Origin of the sequence: Pseudomonas sp. MF4836 (assembly GCF_002018875.1) — a bacterium.
Classification (GTDB): Bacteria; Pseudomonadota; Gammaproteobacteria; order Pseudomonadales; family Pseudomonadaceae; genus Aquipseudomonas.
Genome location: NZ_MVOL01000034.1, coordinates 1 through 5,213 on the forward strand (window position 1 = coordinate 1; position 5,213 = coordinate 5,213).

Consider the following 5,213-nt stretch of genomic DNA (forward strand, 5'->3'; position numbering starts at 1 on the left):
GAAATCTTCGAAAACTTCTGAAAATAATCACTTGACAGCAAATGAGGCTGCTGTAGAATGCGCGCCTCGGTTGAGACGAAAGATCTTAACCAACCGCTCTTTAACAACTGAATCAAGCAATTCGTGTGGGTGCTTGTGGAGTCAGACTGATAGTCAAAAAGATTATCAGCATCACAAGTTACTCCGCGAGAAATCAAAGATGTAACCAACGATTGCTGAGCCAAGTTTAGGGTTTCTTAAAAACCCAAAGATGTTTGAACTGAAGAGTTTGATCATGGCTCAGATTGAACGCTGGCGGCAGGCCTAACACATGCAAGTCGAGCGGCAGCACGGGTACTTGTACCTGGTGGCGAGCGGCGGACGGGTGAGTAATGCCTAGGAATCTGCCTGGTAGTGGGGGATAACGTTCGGAAACGGACGCTAATACCGCATACGTCCTACGGGAGAAAGCAGGGGACCTTCGGGCCTTGCGCTATCAGATGAGCCTAGGTCGGATTAGCTAGTTGGTGAGGTAATGGCTCACCAAGGCTACGATCCGTAACTGGTCTGAGAGGATGATCAGTCACACTGGAACTGAGACACGGTCCAGACTCCTACGGGAGGCAGCAGTGGGGAATATTGGACAATGGGCGAAAGCCTGATCCAGCCATGCCGCGTGTGTGAAGAAGGTCTTCGGATTGTAAAGCACTTTAAGTTGGGAGGAAGGGCAGTTACCTAATACGTGATTGTTTTGACGTTACCGACAGAATAAGCACCGGCTAACTCTGTGCCAGCAGCCGCGGTAATACAGAGGGTGCAAGCGTTAATCGGAATTACTGGGCGTAAAGCGCGCGTAGGTGGTTTGTTAAGTTGAATGTGAAATCCCCGGGCTCAACCTGGGAACTGCATCCAAAACTGGCAAGCTAGAGTATGGTAGAGGGTGGTGGAATTTCCTGTGTAGCGGTGAAATGCGTAGATATAGGAAGGAACACCAGTGGCGAAGGCGACCACCTGGACTGATACTGACACTGAGGTGCGAAAGCGTGGGGAGCAAACAGGATTAGATACCCTGGTAGTCCACGCCGTAAACGATGTCAACTAGCCGTTGGGAGCCTTGAGCTCTTAGTGGCGCAGCTAACGCATTAAGTTGACCGCCTGGGGAGTACGGCCGCAAGGTTAAAACTCAAATGAATTGACGGGGGCCCGCACAAGCGGTGGAGCATGTGGTTTAATTCGAAGCAACGCGAAGAACCTTACCAGGCCTTGACATCCAATGAACTTTCTAGAGATAGATTGGTGCCTTCGGGAACATTGAGACAGGTGCTGCATGGCTGTCGTCAGCTCGTGTCGTGAGATGTTGGGTTAAGTCCCGTAACGAGCGCAACCCTTGTCCTTAGTTACCAGCACGTAATGGTGGGCACTCTAAGGAGACTGCCGGTGACAAACCGGAGGAAGGTGGGGATGACGTCAAGTCATCATGGCCCTTACGGCCTGGGCTACACACGTGCTACAATGGTCGGTACAGAGGGTTGCCAAGCCGCGAGGTGGAGCTAATCCCACAAAACCGATCGTAGTCCGGATCGCAGTCTGCAACTCGACTGCGTGAAGTCGGAATCGCTAGTAATCGCGAATCAGAATGTCGCGGTGAATACGTTCCCGGGCCTTGTACACACCGCCCGTCACACCATGGGAGTGGGTTGCACCAGAAGTAGCTAGTCTAACCTTCGGGAGGACGGTTACCACGGTGTGATTCATGACTGGGGTGAAGTCGTAACAAGGTAGCCGTAGGGGAACCTGCGGCTGGATCACCTCCTTAATCGACGACATCAGCTGCTCCATAAGCACCCACACGAATTGCTTGATTCATTGAAGAAGACGATAGAAACAGCCCGAAATTGGGTCTGTAGCTCAGTTGGTTAGAGCGCACCCCTGATAAGGGTGAGGTCGGCAGTTCGAATCTGCCCAGACCCACCAATTTTGTGTGGGAAAAGCCTGTAGCGATACGGGGCCATAGCTCAGCTGGGAGAGCGCCTGCCTTGCACGCAGGAGGTCAACGGTTCGATCCCGTTTGGCTCCACCACTTACTGCTTAACGCTGTTTCTGTGATAAAGCTTAGAAATGAGCATTCCATCGAGTTGATGGTGAATGTTGATTTCTAGTCTTTGACTAGATCGTTCTTTAAAAATTTGGGTATGTGATAGAAAGATAGACTGAACGTTACTTTCACTGGTAACGGATCAGGCTAAGGTAAAATTTGTGAGTTTAATCGCGAATTTTCGGCGAATGTCGTCTTCACAGTATAACCAGATTGCTTGGGGTTATATGGTCAAGTGAAGAAGCGCATACGGTGGATGCCTTGGCAGTCAGAGGCGATGAAAGACGTGGTAGCCTGCGAAAAGCTTCGGGGAGTCGGCAAACAGACTTTGATCCGGAGATGTCTGAATGGGGGAACCCACCTAACATAAGTTAGGTATCTTGTACTGAATACATAGGTGCAAGAAGCGAACCAGGGGAACTGAAACATCTAAGTACCCTGAGGAAAAGAAATCAACCGAGATTCCCTTAGTAGTGGCGAGCGAACGGGGACTAGCCCTTAAGTGGCTTTGAGATTAGCGGAACGCTCTGGAAAGTGCGGCCATAGTGGGTGATAGCCCTGTACGCGAAAATCTCTTAGTCATGAAATCGAGTAGGACGGAGCACGAGAAACTTTGTCTGAATATGGGGGGACCATCCTCCAAGGCTAAATACTACTGACTGACCGATAGTGAACTAGTACCGTGAGGGAAAGGCGAAAAGAACCCCGGAGAGGGGAGTGAAATAGATCCTGAAACCGTATGCGTACAAGCAGTGGGAGCAGACTTTGTTCTGTGACTGCGTACCTTTTGTATAATGGGTCAGCGACTTATTTTCAGTGGCGAGCTTAACCGAATAGGGGAGGCGTAGCGAAAGCGAGTCTTAATAGGGCGTCTAGTCGCTGGGAATAGACCCGAAACCGGGCGATCTATCCATGGGCAGGTTGAAGGTTGGGTAACACTAACTGGAGGACCGAACCGACTACCGTTGAAAAGTTAGCGGATGACCTGTGGATCGGAGTGAAAGGCTAATCAAGCTCGGAGATAGCTGGTTCTCCTCGAAAGCTATTTAGGTAGCGCCTCATGTATCACTGTAGGGGGTAGAGCACTGTTTCGGCTAGGGGGTCATCCCGACTTACCAAACCGATGCAAACTCCGAATACCTACAAGTGCCGAGCATGGGAGACACACGGCGGGTGCTAACGTCCGTCGTGAAAAGGGAAACAACCCAGACCGTCAGCTAAGGTCCCAAAGTTATGGTTAAGTGGGAAACGATGTGGGAAGGCTTAGACAGCTAGGAGGTTGGCTTAGAAGCAGCCACCCTTTAAAGAAAGCGTAATAGCTCACTAGTCGAGTCGGCCTGCGCGGAAGATGTAACGGGGCTCAAACCATACACCGAAGCTACGGGTATCACGTAAGTGATGCGGTAGAGGAGCGTTCTGTAAGCCTGTGAAGGTGAGTTGAGAAGCTTGCTGGAGGTATCAGAAGTGCGAATGCTGACATGAGTAACGACAATGGGTGTGAAAAACACCCACGCCGAAAGACCAAGGTTTCCTGCGCAACGTTAATCGACGCAGGGTTAGTCGGTCCCTAAGGCGAGGCTGAAAAGCGTAGTCGATGGAAAACAGGTTAATATTCCTGTACTTCTAGTTATTGCGATGGAGGGACGGAGAAGGCTAGGCCAGCTTGGCGTTGGTTGTCCAAGTTTAAGGTGGTAGGCTGGAATCTTAGGTAAATCCGGGATTCTAAGGCCGAGAGCTGATGACGAGTTACCTTTTAGGTGACGAAGTGGTTGATGCCATGCTTCCAAGAAAAGCTTCTAAGCTTCAGATAACTAGGAACCGTACCCCAAACCGACACAGGTGGTTGGGTAGAGAATACCAAGGCGCTTGAGAGAACTCGGGTGAAGGAACTAGGCAAAATGGCACCGTAACTTCGGGAGAAGGTGCGCCGGTGAGGGTGAAGGACTTGCTCCGTAAGCTCATGCCGGTCGAAGATACCAGGCCGCTGCGACTGTTTATTAAAAACACAGCACTCTGCAAACACGAAAGTGGACGTATAGGGTGTGACGCCTGCCCGGTGCCGGAAGGTTAATTGATGGGGTTAGCTAACGCGAAGCTCTTGATCGAAGCCCCGGTAAACGGCGGCCGTAACTATAACGGTCCTAAGGTAGCGAAATTCCTTGTCGGGTAAGTTCCGACCTGCACGAATGGCGTAACGATGGCGGCGCTGTCTCCACCCGAGACTCAGTGAAATTGAAATCGCTGTGAAGATGCAGTGTATCCGCGGCTAGACGGAAAGACCCCGTGAACCTTTACTATAGCTTTGCACTGGACTTTGAATTTGCTTGTGTAGGATAGGTGGGAGGCTTTGAAGCGTGGACGCCAGTCTGCGTGGAGCCAACCTTGAAATACCACCCTGGCAACTTTGAGGTTCTAACTCAGGTCCGTTATCCGGATCGAGGACAGTGTATGGTGGGTAGTTTGACTGGGGCGGTCTCCTCCTAAAGAGTAACGGAGGAGTACGAAGGTGCGCTCAGACCGGTCGGAAATCGGTCGTAGAGTATAAAGGCAAAAGCGCGCTTGACTGCGAGACAGACACGTCGAGCAGGTACGAAAGTAGGTCTTAGTGATCCGGTGGTTCTGTATGGAAGGGCCATCGCTCAACGGATAAAAGGTACTCCGGGGATAACAGGCTGATACCGCCCAAGAGTTCATATCGACGGCGGTGTTTGGCACCTCGATGTCGGCTCATCACATCCTGGGGCTGAAGCCGGTCCCAAGGGTATGGCTGTTCGCCATTTAAAGTGGTACGCGAGCTGGGTTTAGAACGTCGTGAGACAGTTCGGTCCCTATCTGCCGTGGACGTTTGAGATTTGAGAGGGGCTGCTCCTAGTACGAGAGGACCGGAGTGGACGAACCTCTGGTGTTCCGGTTGTCACGCCAGTGGCATTGCCGGGTAGCTATGTTCGGAAAAGATAACCGCTGAAAGCATCTAAGCGGGAAACTTGCCTCAAGATGAGATCTCACTGGAACCTTGAGTTCCCTGAAGGGCCGTCGAAGACTACGACGTTGATAGGTTGGGTGTGTAAGCGCTGTGAGGCGTTGAGCTAACCAATACTAATTGCCCGTGAGGCTTGACCATATAACACCCAAGCAATCT

Annotated in this window: 2 tRNA genes and 2 rRNA genes; all 4 read left to right on the top strand. The window is 51.2% G+C overall.

The features are described 5' to 3' along the window. Positions 1–256 precede the first annotated feature (256 nt). The 4 genes from MF4836_RS34540 (at position 257) to MF4836_RS34555 (ending at position 5,195) form a co-directional block, all read left to right on the top strand. Positions 257–1,795 (top strand): 16S ribosomal RNA (locus tag MF4836_RS34540). Between the two features lie 81 nt (positions 1,796–1,876). After that, a tRNA-Ile gene (locus MF4836_RS34545) sits at positions 1,877–1,953 on the top strand. A 30-nt stretch (positions 1,954–1,983) separates the two neighbouring features. Next, positions 1,984–2,059: transfer RNA gene (locus MF4836_RS34550), tRNA-Ala, on the top strand. A gap of 244 nt (positions 2,060–2,303) precedes the next feature. Beyond that, positions 2,304–5,195, top strand: a 23S ribosomal RNA gene (locus MF4836_RS34555). The 16S and 23S rRNA genes sit together here with 2 tRNA genes alongside, the layout of an rRNA operon. Positions 5,196–5,213 lie beyond the last annotated feature (18 nt).